The sequence below is a fragment of the Fructilactobacillus sp. X8R2C1 genome (assembly GCF_059900955.1).
This window is the reverse complement of record NZ_JBWXVI010000002.1, coordinates 1-18874: the sequence shown is the minus strand read 5'-3', so window position 1 is coordinate 18874 and position 18874 is coordinate 1. Positions and strand designations below refer to the sequence as shown.

The 18874-nt window shown below is 36.9% G+C and carries 18 protein-coding genes and 13 tRNA genes; 4 read left to right on the top strand and 27 right to left on the bottom strand.

Features of this window, described 5'->3' with window-relative positions:
• Nucleotides 1-6: 6 nt before the first annotated feature.
• Together mraZ and AC6UD6_RS02215 are read right to left on the bottom strand one after the other, a co-directional pair.
• Nucleotides 7-432: a division/cell wall cluster transcriptional repressor MraZ gene (gene mraZ, locus AC6UD6_RS02220; RefSeq protein ID WP_500695528.1), complete on the bottom strand. Its 426-nt coding sequence runs from the start codon at nucleotides 430-432 to the stop codon at nucleotides 7-9.
• Nucleotides 433-565: 133 nt separating this feature from the next.
• Entirely contained in the window at nucleotides 566-955 is a 390-nt protein-coding gene (locus AC6UD6_RS02215) for a DUF3397 family protein (protein ID WP_500695527.1), read from the bottom strand.
• Nucleotides 956-1051: 96 nt separating this feature from the next.
• Here AC6UD6_RS02215 and AC6UD6_RS02210 point away from each other — a divergent pair, with 96 nt between their 5' ends.
• A complete protein-coding gene (locus AC6UD6_RS02210) occupies nucleotides 1052-1177 on the top strand; it encodes a DUF4044 domain-containing protein (RefSeq protein WP_500693939.1) in 126 nt (41 codons plus the stop codon).
• Between the two features lie 49 nt (nucleotides 1178-1226).
• On the opposite strand, the gene AC6UD6_RS02205 is transcribed toward AC6UD6_RS02210, so the two are convergent.
• Together AC6UD6_RS02205 and AC6UD6_RS02200 are read right to left on the bottom strand one after the other, a co-directional pair.
• Nucleotides 1227-3620 (bottom strand): FtsK/SpoIIIE family DNA translocase, encoded by a 2394-nt coding sequence (locus tag AC6UD6_RS02205; RefSeq protein WP_500695526.1) that lies wholly within the window; start codon nucleotides 3618-3620, stop codon nucleotides 1227-1229.
• Between the two features lie 18 nt (nucleotides 3621-3638).
• On the bottom strand, nucleotides 3639-4151 hold the full coding sequence (locus AC6UD6_RS02200) for a tRNA (cytidine(34)-2'-O)-methyltransferase (protein WP_500695525.1): 513 nt from the start codon (nucleotides 4149-4151) through the stop codon (nucleotides 3639-3641).
• 129 nt (nucleotides 4152-4280) lie between these two features.
• On the opposite strand from AC6UD6_RS02200, the gene AC6UD6_RS02195 reads away from it, so the two are divergent.
• Nucleotides 4281-4862 carry a copper homeostasis protein CutC gene (locus AC6UD6_RS02195; protein ID WP_500695524.1) on the top strand — a complete coding sequence of 194 codons (582 nt, stop codon included), beginning with the start codon at nucleotides 4281-4283 and terminating at the stop codon, nucleotides 4860-4862.
• 80 nt (nucleotides 4863-4942) lie between these two features.
• Here AC6UD6_RS02195 and AC6UD6_RS02190 read toward each other — a convergent pair whose 3' ends face one another.
• From AC6UD6_RS02190 to AC6UD6_RS02170, 5 genes are all read right to left on the bottom strand, one after another.
• Nucleotides 4943-5749, bottom strand: coding sequence for a MucBP domain-containing protein (locus tag AC6UD6_RS02190; RefSeq protein WP_500695523.1), 807 nt, complete (start codon nucleotides 5747-5749; stop codon nucleotides 4943-4945).
• Nucleotides 5750-5821: 72 nt separating this feature from the next.
• Nucleotides 5822-8356 (bottom strand): SH3 domain-containing protein, encoded by a 2535-nt coding sequence (locus tag AC6UD6_RS02185; RefSeq protein WP_500695522.1) that lies wholly within the window; start codon nucleotides 8354-8356, stop codon nucleotides 5822-5824.
• A gap of 248 nt (nucleotides 8357-8604) precedes the next feature.
• Nucleotides 8605-9486, bottom strand: a complete 882-nt coding sequence (locus tag AC6UD6_RS02180) for an RluA family pseudouridine synthase (protein WP_500695521.1) — start codon at nucleotides 9484-9486, stop codon at nucleotides 8605-8607.
• Entirely contained in the window at nucleotides 9479-10291 is an 813-nt protein-coding gene (locus tag AC6UD6_RS02175; protein WP_500693946.1) for an NAD kinase, read from the bottom strand. The genes AC6UD6_RS02180 and AC6UD6_RS02175 overlap by 8 nt, the downstream gene beginning before the upstream one ends.
• Nucleotides 10288-10923, bottom strand: a complete 636-nt coding sequence (locus tag AC6UD6_RS02170) for a GTP pyrophosphokinase (protein ID WP_500695520.1) — start codon at nucleotides 10921-10923, stop codon at nucleotides 10288-10290. Before AC6UD6_RS02170 ends, AC6UD6_RS02175 begins: the two co-directional genes overlap by 4 nt.
• 176 nt (nucleotides 10924-11099) lie before the next feature.
• Here AC6UD6_RS02170 and AC6UD6_RS02165 point away from each other — a divergent pair, with 176 nt between their 5' ends.
• The gene (locus AC6UD6_RS02165; RefSeq protein ID WP_500693948.1) at nucleotides 11100-11684 is read left to right on the top strand and encodes a DsbA family protein; all 585 of its coding nucleotides are present in this window, start codon (nucleotides 11100-11102) and stop codon (nucleotides 11682-11684) included.
• A 50-nt stretch (nucleotides 11685-11734) separates the two neighbouring features.
• On the opposite strand, the gene AC6UD6_RS02160 is transcribed toward AC6UD6_RS02165, so the two are convergent.
• The 5 genes from AC6UD6_RS02160 to AC6UD6_RS02140 form a co-directional block, all read right to left on the bottom strand.
• On the bottom strand, nucleotides 11735-12544 hold the full coding sequence (locus AC6UD6_RS02160; protein ID WP_500695519.1) for an aldo/keto reductase: 810 nt from the start codon (nucleotides 12542-12544) through the stop codon (nucleotides 11735-11737).
• Between the two features lie 80 nt (nucleotides 12545-12624).
• Nucleotides 12625-14427, bottom strand: coding sequence for an oligoendopeptidase F (gene pepF / locus AC6UD6_RS02155; protein ID WP_500695518.1), 1803 nt, complete (start codon nucleotides 14425-14427; stop codon nucleotides 12625-12627).
• Nucleotides 14428-14442: 15 nt separating this feature from the next.
• Nucleotides 14443-15513 (bottom strand): competence protein CoiA, encoded by a 1071-nt coding sequence (locus AC6UD6_RS02150; RefSeq protein WP_500695517.1) that lies wholly within the window; start codon nucleotides 15511-15513, stop codon nucleotides 14443-14445.
• Between the two features lie 58 nt (nucleotides 15514-15571).
• Nucleotides 15572-16276: an adaptor protein MecA gene (locus tag AC6UD6_RS02145; RefSeq protein ID WP_500695516.1), complete on the bottom strand. Its 705-nt coding sequence runs from the start codon at nucleotides 16274-16276 to the stop codon at nucleotides 15572-15574.
• A 15-nt stretch (nucleotides 16277-16291) separates the two neighbouring features.
• A complete protein-coding gene (locus tag AC6UD6_RS02140; protein WP_500695515.1) occupies nucleotides 16292-17032 on the bottom strand; it encodes an MBL fold metallo-hydrolase in 741 nt (246 codons plus the stop codon).
• Between the two features lie 103 nt (nucleotides 17033-17135).
• On the opposite strand from AC6UD6_RS02140, the gene AC6UD6_RS02135 reads away from it, so the two are divergent.
• Complete coding sequence (locus AC6UD6_RS02135; RefSeq protein ID WP_500693954.1) at nucleotides 17136-17636, top strand: hypothetical protein; 501 nt, start codon at nucleotides 17136-17138, stop codon at nucleotides 17634-17636.
• A 54-nt stretch (nucleotides 17637-17690) separates the two neighbouring features.
• Here the strand turns inward: AC6UD6_RS02135 and AC6UD6_RS02130 are convergent.
• From AC6UD6_RS02130 to AC6UD6_RS02070, 13 genes are all read right to left on the bottom strand, one after another.
• A tRNA-Asp gene (locus tag AC6UD6_RS02130) sits at nucleotides 17691-17765 on the bottom strand.
• A gap of 4 nt (nucleotides 17766-17769) precedes the next feature.
• Nucleotides 17770-17843, bottom strand: a tRNA-Met gene (locus AC6UD6_RS02125).
• A gap of 24 nt (nucleotides 17844-17867) precedes the next feature.
• Nucleotides 17868-17940: transfer RNA gene (locus AC6UD6_RS02120), tRNA-Glu, on the bottom strand.
• Between the two features lie 8 nt (nucleotides 17941-17948).
• A tRNA-Ser gene (locus AC6UD6_RS02115) sits at nucleotides 17949-18036 on the bottom strand.
• Nucleotides 18037-18038: 2 nt separating this feature from the next.
• A tRNA-Ile gene (locus AC6UD6_RS02110) sits at nucleotides 18039-18113 on the bottom strand.
• 16 nt (nucleotides 18114-18129) lie between these two features.
• Nucleotides 18130-18200 (bottom strand) — tRNA-Gly (locus AC6UD6_RS02105).
• A gap of 19 nt (nucleotides 18201-18219) precedes the next feature.
• A tRNA-Phe gene (locus AC6UD6_RS02100) sits at nucleotides 18220-18292 on the bottom strand.
• Nucleotides 18293-18299: 7 nt separating this feature from the next.
• Nucleotides 18300-18374 (bottom strand) — tRNA-Asp (locus AC6UD6_RS02095).
• A gap of 4 nt (nucleotides 18375-18378) precedes the next feature.
• Nucleotides 18379-18452, bottom strand: a tRNA-Met gene (locus AC6UD6_RS02090).
• A 9-nt stretch (nucleotides 18453-18461) separates the two neighbouring features.
• Nucleotides 18462-18551 (bottom strand) — tRNA-Ser (locus AC6UD6_RS02085).
• A gap of 66 nt (nucleotides 18552-18617) precedes the next feature.
• Nucleotides 18618-18691, bottom strand: a tRNA-Ile gene (locus AC6UD6_RS02080).
• A gap of 9 nt (nucleotides 18692-18700) precedes the next feature.
• A tRNA-Met gene (locus AC6UD6_RS02075) sits at nucleotides 18701-18774 on the bottom strand.
• A 25-nt stretch (nucleotides 18775-18799) separates the two neighbouring features.
• A tRNA-Pro gene (locus tag AC6UD6_RS02070) sits at nucleotides 18800-18873 on the bottom strand.
• Between the last annotated feature and the right edge of the window lies 1 nt (nucleotide 18874).

Below are 18874 nucleotides of genomic sequence, written 5' to 3'. Positions count from 1 at the left end.
CTCAAGTTAGACATCAAGTAAATTTTCAGCAATATCGCTGAACTCACTCGCAGCCTCATCCGTATAACTATCCCACTTAGAAGCATCCCAAATTTCAAACCTAGTCGATACTCCAGCCAAAACACAGCTTTTGGCCAGGTCGGCATACTTACAAAGAGCGGTCGGGATATTGACTCGGCCTTGTTTATCAATATCACATTCAGTGGCCGCAGAAAAGAAAAAACGTGCAAACATTCGCGCATCTTTTTTGTTAAAGGGCAGTTCATTAATCTTATCCTGAACTTTTTGCCATTCATTCTCGGTATACCCAAAAAGACAGTCATCTAAACCACGAGTAATGACAAATTTATCTCCTAATAAATCTCTAAATTTAGCGGGAATGATGAGACGTCCCTTGGCATCGATGTTATGTCGATATTCGCCCATGAACATAATTCATCATTCCCTTCTCCCCTAAATATAAATTTAGTTTACCACAATAAACCACTTCCTACCACTTTGCCTCCATAAAAATCCACAAAAAATAAAAGCACTCCGGAAAACAAATCCCAGGAATGCTTTTATATCAGTGTATTATAATAATTTTTACAATCAAAGAAAATATAAAAATAATTATCCAATAAATGTCACTTATTCGCCAAAAATTAACTAAAAATTGTTTTGGCAACAACTGTCCTTCATCGATCACTCGGTAAAACAAAAAGATAATCCCAATTATCATCCAAGCCAAAATGAATAATGGCAAAAACGAAAATCCATGACTCGTCATAGTAATGACGTGAACTAACCAAATTCCAATGATTGGAAATGAATCAAGAACACTCAGCCGTTGAAACATCCGATTTTTAGTAATGCGCTTAAAAAAAATAATAATAAAACCAATAATAATGAAAAGTAATAAAGGCTTAATTAATGACTCCACTAATAAATGGAGATTAGATACATAATTGACCATTTTTAACCTCGTAAATTAGGTATAATAAGTGATTTGCAATATTTTTAGTTCAAAGTTAGAATTGTGACAGTATGAATACTGAAAGTGGTGGATACTTTGAATAAATGGAAAGATAAAACAACGTTTCAAAAGATCTTAATGATCTTTGTTTGGTTAATGATTATTGCAACCATTTTATCAGTGGTTGCTGGATCAGCAGCTGCTTTCTTTGGTGGCATGTAAATTAATAATATCGTTTTAAGGCATTCTGAAGCAAATTCAGAGTGTCTTTTTATTTTTCATCATCAGAAGAAGGCTTCTTATAGACGTCTCTAGGTTTACTTCCATGCTGTGGTCCGATATACCCACGTTGTTCCATATCATCAACAATCCGAGCCGCCCGATTATAACCAATTCGAAACTGACGTTGAATCATCGACGTACTGGCTTTTTGTTCTTTTACAACAAATTTTAGAGCATCATCAAATAGATCATCCTCATCATCGTCTTTTTCTTCTTCTTTAATTTCAGCATCAGTAACCATCATTGAGTCATCATATTCTGGCTCAGCTTGTTTCTTGACAAAATCAATCACGTTTTCAACATCACTATCAGAAATAAAGGAACCTTGGACACGCGCTGGAATGTTTTGATCGATCGGGAGATACAACATATCACCCCTCCCAAGCAATTTTTCAGCTCCATTCGTATCTAAAATTGTTCTTGAATCAACTCCACTTGATACCGCAAAAGCGATTCTTGATGGGACATTAGCCTTAATCAATCCGGTAATAACATCAACTGACGGACGTTGAGTTGCCAAAATCATATGAACTCCAGCTGCTCTTCCCATCTGAGCTAGTCTAATGATGGCACTCTCCACTTCATTTGAGACCGTCATCATCAAGTCAGCTAGTTCATCAACAACCACTACAATGTATGGGAGAGTTGGAAGGGCCGTCCCTTCAGTCCGATTCTTTTCTTGAATATACTTATTATATCCACTAATTTTACGTTGACCTGTCTGGGCAAACATCTCATAACGATGTTCCATTTCATCAACCACTTTATGAAGAGCGCGAGCGGCTTTCTTAGGATCTGAAACCACTGGGCTTAAAAGATGAGGAATACCATTATAAACACCCAACTCAACTTTCTTAGGGTCAATTAACATAAATTTAACCTGGTCGGGAGTAGCTTTTAAAAGAATACTAGTGAGAATTGAATTAATTGCAACCGACTTACCACTTCCAGTTGATCCCGCAATTAACAAATGAGGCATCTTGGTAATATCGCAAGAAACAACGTCACCGTTAACGTTTTTACCCAAAGGAACATTTAAAATACCATGGTTATTGCCGGTCTGATTTTCAAATACATCCCGAAACGAAACGGTCGAAATTGCTTTATTAGGAACTTCGATCCCAATTAAAGATTTGCCTGGAATTGGTGCTTCAATCCTGATGTCTTTTGCTGCTAATGCAAGTGCAATATCATCACTCAAATTGACAATTTTAGAAACTTTTACACCAATTGCTGGATGCAACTCATATTCGGTAACCGATGGTCCTAAGCTTACATTTTTTACCTCAGCATCAACCCCGAAACTCTTTAAAGTCTTTTGTAGAATTTTCGTATTTTTATCGATCGCATTATATTCTGCAGTCTGATCTTGCTCTGGCACTTTAGTAAGGAGATTAGTTGAAGGAAGTTGATAGTGGTTACCAGAAGAATTATTTTCAAAAGTTGGTAAACTCGTTTTGGTTTCATTATCAAAATGATTCCGTTTAGGCTTCTTACTTGCAACCGTTATGTGAGGAGTATTCTCATTTTGTTTAACACCAACATGTTCCCTTGGCTTATTGACTGGAGCAGTTGGCGAATTAACGGATGCTTGAGACTTCGAACTGTTCTTCTCATTTTCTTTTTGATGTCCTAGATAATCTTGAAACTGATTTGTCTTTGCTGATTGCTGCTTTTGTAATTTTCGATTATTTCGTCGCTCTTGATTATTCAGGTGCGCCCGATTAAATGACGCAATAATCGCAGTAAACCACTTAGCTGACCAAGTCAAAAAGCCTTTGAGCCACTTAATAACTGGTAGTTTAAAGAAGATGATCGCTCCAACGACCATTAAACTGTAAGCAAGGATCAAAGTCCCTACTAACGAGATAAGGGTATCGAAAAAAGATAATAACGTAGCGCCAATCATCCCACCCCCAACGTTACTAGTAGAGACACCGTTAGTAATATCAGAAAGTAACGCATTGAAGGTGGTGGACACAAAGTTAACATGGGAATTTAAAGAATTCGAAAAGGTAATGGATAAGTTTAAAATACAACCAATAAATGCTATCAAAAAACCCAAAATATAATGGTAATCGATTCGAGGAATCTTAATTCCTAGAAGCAATAAGATGCCAAAAACACCTAGAAAAATTGCCAAAACCTGGTAGGCGTTCCCAACCACTAACCGAAATACATTAGCAAACAGGGTCCCCGCCATTCCTAAGCTGAAAAAGCCTAAAACGGCGATCAACATAAAAATCAAACCAATGATATTTAATTTCTTTTCACCGCAAAAGTTCTTTAATTTGTTCCAAACAGAATTTCTTTTTTTCCTTGGACGACGTTTTCTCGTTATTTTACGCTTTGTAGTTTTACGTTTTGTTTTTCGTTGAGCCAACTAAGGCACCCCTTCGCATTATTTTAATTTATCGTGCTCATAAGTATGAGTCACTTCAAGTCCAGCAAATTTCTGTTGCCTTAAAGCCTCATATATTACAATCGCACAAGTGTTCGATAAATTCAACGCTCGAATATGAGAATCATCTTGAGGAATTCTAATAGCTTGTTTGGAATACTGACGTTCAAAGTTTTCGGGCAATCCCGTCGTTTCTTTTCCAAACAAAAAATAATAATCCACGTTATCATCACTATAATTGGGATCTGTATACACCTTTTTCCCAAACTTTGAAACCAAAAACAACCTTTGCTTGTCTGGAATGGTTTTTAAAAATTCAGGAAGATTTTCGTGATAATTGATCTTAACCTTATCCCAGTAATCTAATCCAGCTCTCTTTAAGTGTTTATCATCAACCGAAAAACCCAACGGTTTAATTAAATCAAGAACGGTATCAGTTCCCGCACATGTTCTTGCAATATTGCCAGTATTAGCTGGCATTAATGGTTCAAATAATGCAATATGATTAGTCATTTACATCCTCCAATAATTCGTTCAATAACTTTCTTTTTCAATTATATCACGCGTCTAATTCCATTTAAGCGCAAAATCGATGTCAATTCAGATCTATAATAGTTATAATTGTTGCAGGAGGTAGTTTATATGACAATCGTCGAACCACTTGTATCAAAATTTAGGGAGGTATCTGCTGAACTTGAAAGTTCTCAATTAAAAATTGCAATTAATCAGGAAATGATGACCCCTAGTCGTGGATTTATCGCAGAAGCATGTAAATATGCTCACGAAAAAAAGCGAAGCCTCGACGTCTTAATTTCATCAAATAATAATACTAGTACCTTTAATGATTCTGAGATAAAAATAATGGAAGATGATCTTTTCCAATGCCAAGAGTTAGGTGTTGATGGTGTCATTATTGGTGCTTTAAATGACCAAAATAAAGTCGACTTAGAGGCCATGGAAATTTTGATGGCAGCAGCAGGCGGCATGCAACTGTATTTTTCACCTGCATTTGATCAAATAATTGAAAAAAATTGGACTGATACTCTGAACTGGATTGATAACAATAACTTTGCTGGAGTAGTTGCATCAACCAGAATAGAAAGTTTATCTGCAAAAATAAAAAATTATCAGAATCTTCAGTTAATTCCACTCGTAGAGTCCAAAGATGAATTGGATAAGGTCCAAAAGATTGCTGATCCCAATATTATAATTAACAAAAAATAGCTTCAGCTATAAAAATAATCCCGTAACGCTAAAAACTAGCGTTACGGGATTATTTGTTTTTCTCCAATCAATGAACTTTCTTAATGTTCAAAATGACGTGGTCCTCTGAACTTGTGCCATAGAAAAGCACCAACTCCAGCAACTACCACCACAATAATTCCTCCAACTACCCAGGGAGTAATGCTCCCATCTTTTTTCTCGTGCTTAGCATCATTTTTGTCATGATCTTTTTTTGCCTTTTTGTTTTTCTGATTCTTCTTATCAGATTGATTCTTTTTATCCTTGGCATTCTTATCAGCATTGGGTTTTTGGGAATTACCTTTGGCCTTTGATTGATCCTTGGCTTTTTCATTTTGCTTTTTTTCATTTGTCTGATTATTACTAGTAGCATTTTTCTGGGTGCCAGTAGCTGAACTATCACTAGTCCCGTTATTATTTTTACCATTAGTCTGACTACCATTACTACCATTGGAACTCACACCAGCATTAGCACGGTTAGGTTGTTTATTATTTGCCGTACTGTTACCAGTTGATGAATAAATAATCGTCATTTCCATAATATCTGTCGAACTATCACTACCACCAAATGTCATTTGGGGACCATTACTATTATTTTGTCCATTTTGAATACTAGAATACTTGTATCCAGGAATGTTAGGAATCGACGCAATATAGGTACTACCAGTTGCTCCCATGGCGGTGGTTGCAGGACGAATTACGTGACCATTTTGATCAACGTAGTGAACTACAATCTCCCCTTGACCACTATTACCCTGCGCAAATTGAGTAGTTTGCGCATTAACATGTCCCACATTAGGCACAAACACTCCAATGGTGACCACTGCAAAACTAATTAAAATTAGTGAGGTTACTTTCTTTAAGTTCATAATCCATACTCCATTTCATTTATTTGAAAATGTTTAAGGGTGTTTCTAAAAATTATTTTCACCTAATTAATTTTAGTTCAAGTCGGCAACGTAACGGTAAGCACCTGAAGCTGCTCGGTATCTTAACCAAGTGTATCCATTAGCAATTACTTTGCCATCATAAACAACGCTTTCTCCAGCATCATATTGTCCCACAACTTGTGAACTAGTACTTGGTGAAGTTCTAATGTTAGTAGCGTGTCTGAAAGTAAATCGGCCAGAAGTGGGAGTAACGTCTGATTGGTTGTTACCAGAAACAGAACCATTTCCTAATTCAGCAACATAACGGTAGGCACCTGATCCACCACGATATCTTAACCATGTGTATCCATTAGCAATTACTTTGCCATCGTACACTACTCGTTCACCAGCATTATATTGGCCTACGACCTGTGAATTAGTATTTGGAGCAGTTCTGACGTTTGTAGTTTGACCAAATGTATAAGTACCTGAAGTTTCAGTGACATTTGGTTGGTTGTTTGGAGTTGAAGTATTGTTATCTAGTTTGGCAACGTAACGGTAGGCACCTGAAGCTGCCTTATATCTTAACCATGTGTATCCACCGGCATTAACAGTACCATCATAAACAACTCGCTCACCGGCATCGTACTGTCCCACAACTTGTGAACTAGTACTTGGAGCAGTTCTAATGTTGGTAGTTTGATTAAAGGTATACATCCCTGATTCTTGCTTAACGTTTGCATCTGGGTTAGGTGCGGGAGTGGAAGTATTGCTTAATTTAGCAACATAACGATAGGCACCTGATCCACCACGATATCTTAGCCATGTGTATCCATCGGCTTGGACAGTCCCGTCATAAACAACTCGTTCACCGGCATCGTATTGACCTACAATCTGAGAACTAGTACTTGGGGCAGTTCTAATGTTAGTAGTTTGACCAAAAGTATAGGTTCCAGAAGCTGGTGTGACATTTGACTCTGGCTTTGAGGCTGGTACGTCGATTACCTTAGCAACATACAAATCATCACCAGAATATGATTTGTATCTTAACCATGTATATCCATCAGCATCAACAGTACCATTGTAAATGACACTTTCTCCAGCCTTATATTGTCCTACAACTGGAGCACTTAGGCTTGGTGAGGTTCTAATATTGGTGGTTTGACTGAAGGTATAAGTACCAGAAGCTGGCTTAACATCAGGAGCTGGTAGTGGATTACCTTCATCTTGAAAGGCAATTTGATCGATGCTAGTTAAATTATAGTTACGGACACAGTTAATAAGTGTCTGAGCATAACTAGGATCAGTCGCATATCCATCATTTTGTAAAGCATAGGCTACACTCACGTAATCTCGTACGCCAAGTAAGTTGCTGTAACGTGGGTTGTCTCTTAAGAAAGCACCATGGTCTTCAATGCTTGCAGCCCAGCTTGGGTATAATCTAAAGGCTGCTTGAACAGTAACCCAGTGTCCATTGATGTATTCTTGAGTTGGAAAGTAAATTGATTGACCGTTATAAGAACCCTTGATTCCAAATAAATTGTTACCCTTAACGGCTAATCCAGATCTCCCCCAACCACTTTCAATGATGGCCTGAGCGATTGAAATTGATGGTAAAACACCATATTTCTTCCATCCAGCAATTGCACCAGGAGTCACCTTATTAATAAAGTCCTGAGTATAACTGGCAAAATTAGTGTTATTTGAAACATTAAAATTAGTATATTGTGATGGGCGTTGCACGTTTTGATTTACGTTGTTTTCAACGCTTGAATCATAATAACCAGGACCAATCTGCTTATCTGGAGTGGCAACGTCAGCCTTTAAGTTAACGTTTTGATTTTGATCTGCATTCTGTTGATGCTCATTATTATTTTCAGAAACTTTGTTCTCGTTTTCAGCATTATCAGCTGCCTTGAGAGCAACTTCAGAATTCTGTGCTGATTGTTGACTGGCACCAGCTTTTGGAGCTTTTGTTATTTGCTGTTGATCACTAGTCTTTGAAACTTTTGGTGATTGTTGCTGTTCATTAGAATCATTCTGATCTTTGACATTATTAGTCTCAGTCGATTTTGAAACAGCATTACTATCATTTAATGAGTTAGTTTGAGCTGATTGATCAGTCTTAGTTGGTTGTTGATTATCAGTAGTAACTTCATTTTCGTTCTGAGATTGTTTAGAATCACTTGATTGTAATGTTGGTGTATGTACATTTGTTTCAGAAGAATTCTTAACTTCTGTATTTGTCTCACCATTTACTGATTCTGCTTGTTGTAACTGTGTGGCAGTCTTATTAGTGTTTTCCACTTGGGTTGAACCACTATCGTTTTGGGTTTGATTAGTGTTTGCAACTGTTGGTTGTTCTTGAACAATTTCCTTCTTTGGTTGAACATTTGAAGCCGGTTCACTTTCAGAAACTGGGACAGTACTTACCTTATCAGCATTTACTGAACTATTTAAGTTAAACGTGAACAATGCCGCACTGGCAAAGACCGTACCCATAGCTACTTTCATCCAGCCCTTTTTGGTTTTCACCAATTTGTTACGGCGTTTAGTTTCTCCAGTACTAAGAGCCATTTGGTTGTGCTTCTTAATGAGCTTCTTCATCAATTATCTCTCCTTTTAAAAACTGTAACATCATAATTAAGTATAACATCTAACGATCAAAAATTAATAAAAATATAAACAATATTAATAGTAATTATTCTAAAGTGAAATCTTAAAAATGTCTACCCCAATTTACTTAATTATTTATTTTGGCTCATCTTTAACTCATGAAAAAATAAAATTCTAGGACACCAGTTTCCTAGAATTATACGTTTTAGCTAACCAAATATTATAAAAATCAATAAATATTAATTCAATAACTCTTTAAAATCACTGGGAATTTGGGATTCGACTTTGACGTCTTTTTTTTCAAACGGATCAAAAAAAATTGTCTGATAACAATGCAATTTTTGCCGTTTATTGCTGTGTTCGTAAGGATTGTATAGCCAGTCTCCCACAAGCGGATAGCCAATTCTTGCAAAATGAACCCGAATTTGATGTGTTCGCCCCGTATGCAACCTAATCTTGACCAACGACATTCCATTATTAACCTTCAATGTCCAAAATTCAGTTCGACAATATTTGCCGTCATTTCTGACTTCTCGTTCGATAAATGATCCTGGTTTTCTACCAATTGGGAGCACAATCTGCCCGTGCTTGATGTTAAGTTCACCTAACACAACGGCAACATAATATTTTTTTACCTGTCGGTCTTTCAGTTGCTTATCAAGTACCGAATGAGCTAAATGATTCTTAGCAAAAATAACCGGACCACTCGTATCACGATCAAGCCGATTAACGATGTGAACCTTCTTACTTGGATAATCATTACGAACATAATAACCTAAAACACGATTTAAAATTGTGTCATTAGGATAAATATGTGAAGGAACTGAAGCAACTCCGACCGGCTTATCAATTACCAAAAAATTATCATTTTCAAATAAAATCTTAATCGGTAAATTTGAAACCTGCAAAAAATCATTTTGTTCTTCAGGTGGCAAAATAACCTTAACTCGATCACCACGTGATAATTCAAAACTAGTATAAACATCCCTACTATTTACCATCAAGTGACCACCATGATAACGAATACTTTTAAGCAGCGATCTGGTAACCCCATTTTTCATCACAAACGTTCTGACTTTCATGGGTTTATATTCATCATAAATCCAATCAAAACTAATCATCGTCAAGGGTTTCCCCAATGAATGAATTACTTACCCGCTGCCAAAAATGAGTGTGACGATATTTGGCAAAATAAATTCTTCGTTTGGAAATTTTGAATTTAATGGACTTAATTGGACGATCTTTAATTAATAACTGGTCGTATGTTAGAACGTTATGGAGTGATACCTCCGGCACAATCGTAATAGATTCAGTTGGTGGAATAATGATCGGTGAACCAATCGTTCGAAAAACCCGGTTATTAATTGAAGCCATCTCAGCCACTTGAATTGAATTGAACTTAGGCGAAATAATTGCTCCCCCTACTGATTTATTGTATGCGGTTGATCCAGTGGGAGTTGAAATACATAATCCATCGCCACGAAAGTTTTCAAAAAGTTCTCCTTTGATGAAGACTTTGGCCACCATCGTTCCGAACAGTTTTTTAAAGGTAGCCTCATTTAGCGCAATCATATAATCTGGTTGGCCACCATCAGCATAATCTACTTCGATATCTAATAAGGGATAGCTAACACTTTGACCATTATCATGCTTCAAACTTTCAACCAACTGGGTCACTTCAGTATCACGCCAGTCAGTATAAAATCCCAAATGACCCGTGTGAATTCCAACGAACCTAATCTTGTCAGTCAAATCATCGTAATGATGAAAAGCAGAAAGTAACGTACCATCTCCACCAACGGAAATTACAATTTCAGGATTAAGTTCATCAATTTCTAAATCTTTTGCATTTTCAATCTCTTTTGATAATTCCGATGCAATTCGACTCGAGGTCTCACCATCGTTACTATAAATTGCAATTTTCATTTTTGGTCCCTCGATTCGTGTTTATCGTTTTGATCCTTAAGATCTCGATCTAACTCTTGTTTAATCTCTAACATTTCTTCATCCAACTTATAAGCGGTTTCCGATGCCCCCTGTAACCTCTTATGAACTTCAGGAGGAAAAACATCAGGATGCTTATAGTTTAAAGAATGTTCAATGGTAGCCCAAAAGTTCATTGCTAAAGTTCTAATTTGAATTTCAGCTAGAATATCCCTTTGCCCATCGACTAACTGCAAGGGATAATTAAATACAATGTGGTATGAACGGTAGCCACTGGCCTTTTCATTATTAACGTAATCCCGTTCTTCTAAAATATTAATGTCATTTCGTTTTCTAAGAATGTCTACTACTGTGTAAATATCATCAAGAAATTCACACATAATGCGCAATCCACAAATATCTTCCATGTCTTCAGACAAGCGCGCTTCCTCAATGTGACGTCGCTGCATTTTTTCTTTGATACTATCAATTGGTTTAATTCTACTAGTAACAAACTCAATTGGTGAGCGTTCGCCGCGTTCTAAGTACTCTGAGCGAATCCCACGTAATTTTAATTTTAATTCCCTTGAAGCTTCTTGATATGGAAATAAAAAGTCATCCCAATTCTTTACCATAAAACAACAATCTCCAGTCTGTCATATTGTTCCAGAAACATAATACCACACTTAATTATCATCCCAGTATAATAAGAGTACTAAAACAAATTTATTGAATTTTTATAAAAAAATGATAATCTAGTAAGTGCGTCGTTATAGAAGAGAAAGATAACAAACTAGGAAAGGAAAAAGTTATGATTGAACTATATTTATTTGTAGACCCAACTTGCAGTGATTGTGCTGAATCTGAACAAACTATTGATCGTTTATCAAAGCAATTACCCTGTAAGACATCATTTCGAATCATTCCGATCATGAACCTTAGCGTTATATCAGGTAATAAGGAAGCTCACTCACAACTTCTTCCATATAAACTAATCCTTGATTATAAAGCAGCACTATTTCAAGGAGCAAAAAAGGGTCGAACCTTTTTGTTTGCACTACAGCACGACATTCTAAAAAGAAACATGACTTACTGTGATAGCTTAGTTTACGACATTGCCCAAAAAGCTAATCTAGACTTGGAAATGTTTAAAGAAGACCGTCGTTCAAAATTAACTGAGAGCACCTTTCAATCTGATCAACAAATGATTTCAGAAATGAATATTTCAAATCATGGTAATTTAGTAATATTTGACTGTGATTCTTCAGACAACGGTTTACTAATTGATAAAGTTGATTACCAAGAATTATTTGATATTTGTAATCACATAATTCAAAAGGAATCAAGAGAGCTTGATGGTAAAATTAAACAAACAAATAATCTAAGGGTTCTCTAGAATAAAAAAAGTGGTTTCGCACCTAATAGTGCGAGACCACTTTTTTATTACTAAAGCCAACCAAACTGGCTCTTTTCAGTATCTAGCTTATTAATTTCTTTCATTTCATCGGGTGTTAACTCAAAATTGAAAATATCCAAATTACTCTTAATCCGATCTGGTTTAGTGGATCGTGGTAAAACAATAATTCCATTTTGAATTAAGAAGCGAAGGCCCACCTGACCAATGGTCTTATCGTGAGCTTGAGCAATCTTTCCCAACGTTTCATTGGTAAAGAAGCCGTTACGACCTCGTGCAAATGGTGACCAAGCTTCCAGTCGTAAATCATCTTTTTTAGCAACCGGCAAAAAGTCCCTTTGTTGCCGAAATACGTTAGTCTCAACTTGATCGACAACTGGTTTAATGGTTGCACTCTTCAAAATGGTACTGAGATCATCACCATAAAAGTTGGACAAACCGATGCTCTTTAGTTTACCAGCCTTAACGGCATCTTCCATGGCACGATAAGTTTCAGTTAGAGCACCTGCAGGCCAATGATACAACATTAAATCAATGTAGTCAGTTTGTAATTTTTCTAATGCTTCATCAATCATTTTAGTTGCTTCATCGTAAGATTCTGGGCTTTCAATCTTAGTGGTTAGAAAAATATCATCACGGTTAACATCACTGTTCTTGATTGCATTTCCAACTTCACGTTCATTTCCATAATCACGTGCAGTATCGATCCCAGGATAACCATCCTTTAATGCTTGATCGACACTCTTTTCCGTCTCTCTAGCTGGAATTTCATAGGTTCCAAAAAAGATCTGTGGGATTTTAATCCCATTGTTTAATGTAAATGTTTCATCTTTAGCTGTCATGCAAACACCCCTCCTCAATTAATTACAAGTACAGCATATTCCTCTCACATAATATTTCAAACATTGTGCTTATAGTAAATCTAAAGCATTTTTTCCAGTTCATCTAAGCGTTTTTCAAACTTATCAAAGGCTTGATTTAAATAATCCGGTTTAGTCATATCAACTCCAGCTGCTTTCATAATAGTAATAGGATTCTTACTACTTCCTGATTTTAAATAGTTCAGATACGAATCAATCTTTTTAGGATCTCCACTCATAACTCGATCCGCTAATGCGGAAGCAGCCGCAAAACCAGTTGCGTATTGATAAACGTAGAAATCATAGTAAAAATGAGGAATTCTGGACCATTCAAGTCGAATCTCAGGATCAGAAACAACGTCTTTTCCATAATATTCTTGGTTCAAATTAAAGTAATATTTGTTCATAAAGTCCGCAGTTAACGACTTTCCTTCTTGTTCTGATTGATGGATAAACTCTTCAAATTCAGCAAACTGGGTTTGCCGAAAAATTGTTCCCTTTACTCCATCTAAATAGGAATTAAGGATGTATTTGCGAACCTCTGGATCTGAATTATTCTTAAGTAAATAATCCGTCAGGATGTTTTCATTAGTTGTTGACGCAATTTCAGCTACGAAGATTGAATAATCGCCGTACTGGTATGGTTGGTTATGAGAAGTATAGTAACTATGCATACTATGTCCTGTCTCGTGCACCAAAGTGTATAAATTATCAAGATTATCTTGCCAATTAAGCAAAACAAATGGATTCGTATCATACATCCCAGATGAGTATGCTCCCGTGCGTTTTCCTTTATTTTCAACTACATCAATCCAGCGATTATTAAATTCTTCTTTAACATGTTTAACGTAGTCCGGACCGTAAACACTTAGTGCTTTTAAAGCTTCATCCTTGGCTTGACCAAAGGAATACTTAAGACTTGGTTTTCCACTTAATGGCACGTACATATCATACATGTGTAATTCAGAAACATTTAAAGCTTTTTTTCTAAGCGCAACGTACCGATGAAATAACGGTAAGTGTTCATGAACACTTTTTACTAAGGTTGTATAGACAGTTTCAGGAATCTCATTTTCATTCATTGCCATTTGTCTTGCTGAATCATATTTTCTCGTCTGTGCTTCAAAGTTATGAACAGACACTTCGGCTGACAAAGTTGAAGCAAGTGTGTTTTGAAATTGATCAAAGGTTGAGTAAAAGGATTTGAAAGCATTCTTTCTCACTTTTCGATCTTGCGACTCCAAGAGTAAACTATAAATACCGTTAGAAAGTCGTACGTTTTTACCTGACCCATCATCCACCTGAGGAAATTTAAGGTCAGAACTATCTAAGATTCCAAATGTCTTTTCGGGTGCCTCAAAAATTGTTGAAGCCCTAGCCATCAACTTTTCTTGGTCCTCAGGTAAGACATGATCCTGATTAACTAAAATCTTATCAAAAAGTCTTCGATATTCTTTTAACTTTGGATTTTCCTTAATAAACTGTTCGATGCTTTCAGACCCTAAGGAAATGATTTCGGGCTCTAACCAAGACTGTGATTGTCCCACCTTACTTCCTAGTTTTTCAACCCGATCCATGTCACTCTGTAATTCATTATTAGTAGTATCAACATCACTAGCTGACTGAGCATAAACATATAATTTTTCATATTTTCGATTCAAGTCCAATACTTGCCTAATTACATTTAAAAGCGACTCACTATTTAAGCCAAGTTGCCCCTTTAATTGACTAACCTTTCCAACTAAATCATTAGCTTCACTATATGCTCGTTCGAACTCCGCATGATCCTTATACACAGTAGTCAAATCCCAAGTTAATTCTTTTGGAACCTCGTTTCGATTTGGCAAATCATTTATCTTTGACATTTTACAATCTCCATTTCATGAACGTTTCTTAATCATGCTTATCTTAGCATAAACATCTCTATACCACGTAAATTCTTCAACTCGTTCAATCTTTCCATCATCAATCACCAACAGCTTATTATGAATCAAACAAGCCACAAACCTTTGAATATAAGCCTTCCTTACATTTTCAACATTGGTTAGAAAAACAAATTGATCATTTGGATCAGCAAAATGGCTTTCTTGATATACTTTATCCATAAATTGAAAAATACTTTTACCAACCCACTTTTTTAGTTCACAGATGAAAATTATTTCCCAAGTCAACCACTGGTGACCGAAAATTGGAGGCAACATCCGATAATGATGACAAATAAGTGGACATCCAGTCACCGTTTTTCCATTTAGGTAACAGTATTCCTGTAAAGCCATCATCCCCTGATCACGATAGCGAACTTTCTTCTCAATTTGTTTACATACTTTGATTAAATTAGGCTGCTTTAATTTATCAGATTGCTTTTTGTTAAAAAATTCAAACATTGAATACCAGCGTTTAAATGACTTCTCTCGGTAACGATAGACCCCATCAACTTGATGAATTTGGTAGCGGATAAAATATCGTGATCTAAAAGAATTCATATAAACAAGATAGTACCCCGTGTTTTTATGATATCTAATGAATTGAAGTACCGAAGGACTCGAAACCTTCTTTTTATAATATTTCATTCCCAAGATCCACGAAGATTCCAGACCAATTGAATGGTAACCAGCTACCCGCTTACTCAACTGTTGAAAGCTAATAGGACTGCATTGATACTCAATTGCCATATTACTCAAAAGAATATCTGCTCGTTGCTTTAAAGCTGGTAAATATACCTCTACATCAGCATCACATGGTAACGAGTTTAATATGATGTCTTTGCCAAGTGTATGCGCATAAGATTCACCGGCTCCCGTTTTACACTTCGAATTTGCTTGATGAGCAAAATGTGGAATTTTATTAATACCCTTTCTCAAAACTACCAATTCACCACAATCACAGCAATAATATTTATGATTCTTTTTGGCATCTCGTGCCATAACAAGCTTTCCATTTTCTAAAGCCATTAACATAAAAAAGACCCTTCGCAATATACGAAAAAAGATTCGCTAAATGCGAATCTTTTTACTTAAAATAATATGCAATTGTTTCAAGTGCATCACCAACCGTAATTTGCTTACCATACTTCTTTAATTTGTCTTCAGTCAGCGGCGCAATTTTCCCATACTCATAAACAATTCCCATTTCATCATTAATCATATGATTAAGGTCATCAAGATTAGAATTACCCTCACTATCGTATTGACCATTCAAATAGTATCTAAACATAATAATATACGAATTTTGATATTGATACAAATCAGTTTTTAATTCTACTGAATGGCGGGGAGTAACTTCCTTCCATTTATTGGCAAGACCAATTAAATCATCAAATGAATTGAATTTGATTGGAATTAGTCGTTTACCAGTCTTTTTATCAAAGATATCATACATCTTGCGAATTTCATTAACGTTTTTGCTGGTTCTTTGTTTTCCTTTTTCATTTAATGGAGGTAACATCCCACCATTATCGCCAATTTGATTCGAAATATTCTTATCTTTACTAATAAATAACTCTAATCCATCTTGGCTAGGAAGAATTTGAAACAAAACCGTATCTGTATCCGTAAAGTCTTTTTCAACGTCAGCTTCATCAAGAATGCTATAGAAAAATTGTTCACATTTTTCTCGATTTCCTAAAAGATCAAGCATTCCAATTCCATGTTTTTTTAAGTCTTCCTTGTTAATCAGTACACGGATTGTATCTTTGTTAACACGATGGAATTTCATAAAATGAATCGCCTCCTAAATCCTAATTGCCTTTCTTATTCTAGGCAATTCAACATTAACCTTTTTGCCAGCGGCTTTTTGTGCTTGCTGTAACAATTTTACGTGACTACCACTTTGAGGGAGATGACTTATTAACAGGTTCTTACTATCAGACAATCGAGCTAAGTGACCAGATTGTTTAGAGGTCATATGCCACAACTTACCATCCACGTCCTCAAAGAAATTCGTATCTGATATTAACATATCAGAGTTCTTAACAAAATTAATTAGACCATCAAAATAACGTGTATCAGCTGTATAACTCAATACTTTTCCAGATGATCGTTCAACAATCTTCATCGCAAAGGCTGGCACGGGATGGATTGTCTTTAAAAATGTGACTGTAAATGGTCCCACTTCAAGTTCACTATCGACACTAAAGGGTTCTTTTTCAGTCGAATTGGGCCAATCTAACTGGTTGTAATGAATCTGATCAGCTGTGTTTCCGTAAATTGGCAAAACATCGGTGTCATAACGTTTATCACTTAACTGCCAATAATACTGTAACACCCCAACATCAGCGATGTGATCTGCATGATAATGTGACAAGATAACTGCATTTAATTTTAGTGGATCTAAAACCCTTTCTAATGAAAGCATTACTCCGCTCCCACAGTCAATTAACAAATTAAAGTTACCGCTAGTAACTAAATATCCACTAGTACCAATTCCATCATAAGGATAACCACCATAATCACCTAAAACCGTAAGTTTCATTTTTATCCCCCATTTCCAAAAATTAGGACATTTTCCTTTTAACTCATTAGGATTTATTCTAAACTAATTATGAAGCAATTTACACCAAAAGGAAGTTAATAATATGATAAGACAAATTTCTGTAACATTTGGCACTAAGAATGTATTAGTGCACATCATGAAAAGTAATCCTGAAAGGGATTTAGCACTATTCTCCACCAACAATAATGATTCAGGCCTCCAGCTCCTGGATTACAGTGGAAAGGAATCAATTTTCAAAAGTCCCATCACTTATGACGTCCTTTCACATGTTGGCGAAGACAACTGGAGTTATTTCATCAATTATGTGGAACTTTCACCATCAGATGACCAACGTAAAGTTTTAGATGCAAACATGAACACCTTCATGAGCAGTCCTGAATTACCAAGCGGAATGTTTTCGGGGTATTATATGTCAGATTCAAAGGATCATACTAAGCGTATTATTCTCACTTTATGGCGTGGAGCATACGCATACAATGATTGGGCTAATCGTCCTGAAAGTATTGTTTCTAAATTTAAAAACGATCCTAACATTGATTACCGCTCAGCCAGTTATCAACGGGTTGCACCAACCAACAATTAATAGATATAAAAAAAGAGATGAATAATTCATCTCTTTTTTTATATGATAATGATACGGTTCGTACGAGACTCGAACTCGTGATCTCCTGCGTGACAGGCAGGCGTCCTGAACCAACTAGACCAACGAACCAAAATTGCGGGAGCTGGATTTGAACCAACGACCTCCGGGTTATGAGCCCGACGAGCTACCAGACTGCTCTATCCCGCGATAATTATATAGTAAAAATAATGATGACCCGTACGGGATTCGAACCCATGTTACTGCCGTGAAAGGGCAGTGTCTTAAACCACTTGACCAACGGGTCATAATAAACGGAGAAGGAGAGATTCGAACTCTCGCGCCGCTTGCGCGACCTACACCCTTAGCAGGGGCGCCTCTTCAGCCACTTGAGTACTTCTCCAATGGGTCTAGGTGGACTCGAACCATCGACCTCACGCTTATCAGGCGTGCGCTCTAAACCGACTGAGCTATAGACCCAAATAAAACAAATAAAAGCGGGTGACGAGAATCGGACTCGCGACAGTAGCTTGGAAGGCTACGGTTTTACCACTAAACTACACCCGCATAAAAATATTAAATTAAGTGGCGCGGGACAGAATCGAACTGCCGACACACGGAGCTTCAATCCGTTGCTCTACCAACTGAGCTACCGAGCCATTTAAGCGGTTCGTACGAGACTCGAACTCGTGATCTCCTGCGTGACAGGCAGGCGTCCTGAACCAACTAGACCAACGAACCAAAATTGCGGGAGCTGGATTTGAACCAACGACCTCCGGGTTATGAGCCCGACGAGCTACCAGACTGCTCTATCCCGCGATAATATAAAGGAGGATGAGAGATTCGAACTCTCGCGCGATTTGACTCGCCTGACGGTTTTCAAGACCGTTCCCTTCAGCCAGACTTGGGTAATCCTCCAAAAACAACAAAGTAATTGTAACATATAAGTCAATAAACCTCAACGCCCACCAAACAGCGTTCGGATGGACCTTGTAGGACTCGAACCTACGACCGGACGGTTATGAGCCGTCTGCTCTAACCAACTGAGCTAAAGGTCCAAGACCTAATCGCGGCAGAGGGGATCGAACCCCCGACCTCCCGGGTATGAACCGGACGCTCTAGCCAGCTGAGCTACACCGCGATTTAAGATACATAAAAGTATCTAATCGGGAAGACAGGATTCGAACCTGCGACCCCCTGGTCCCAAACCAGGTGCTCTACCAAGCTGAGCTACTTCCCGA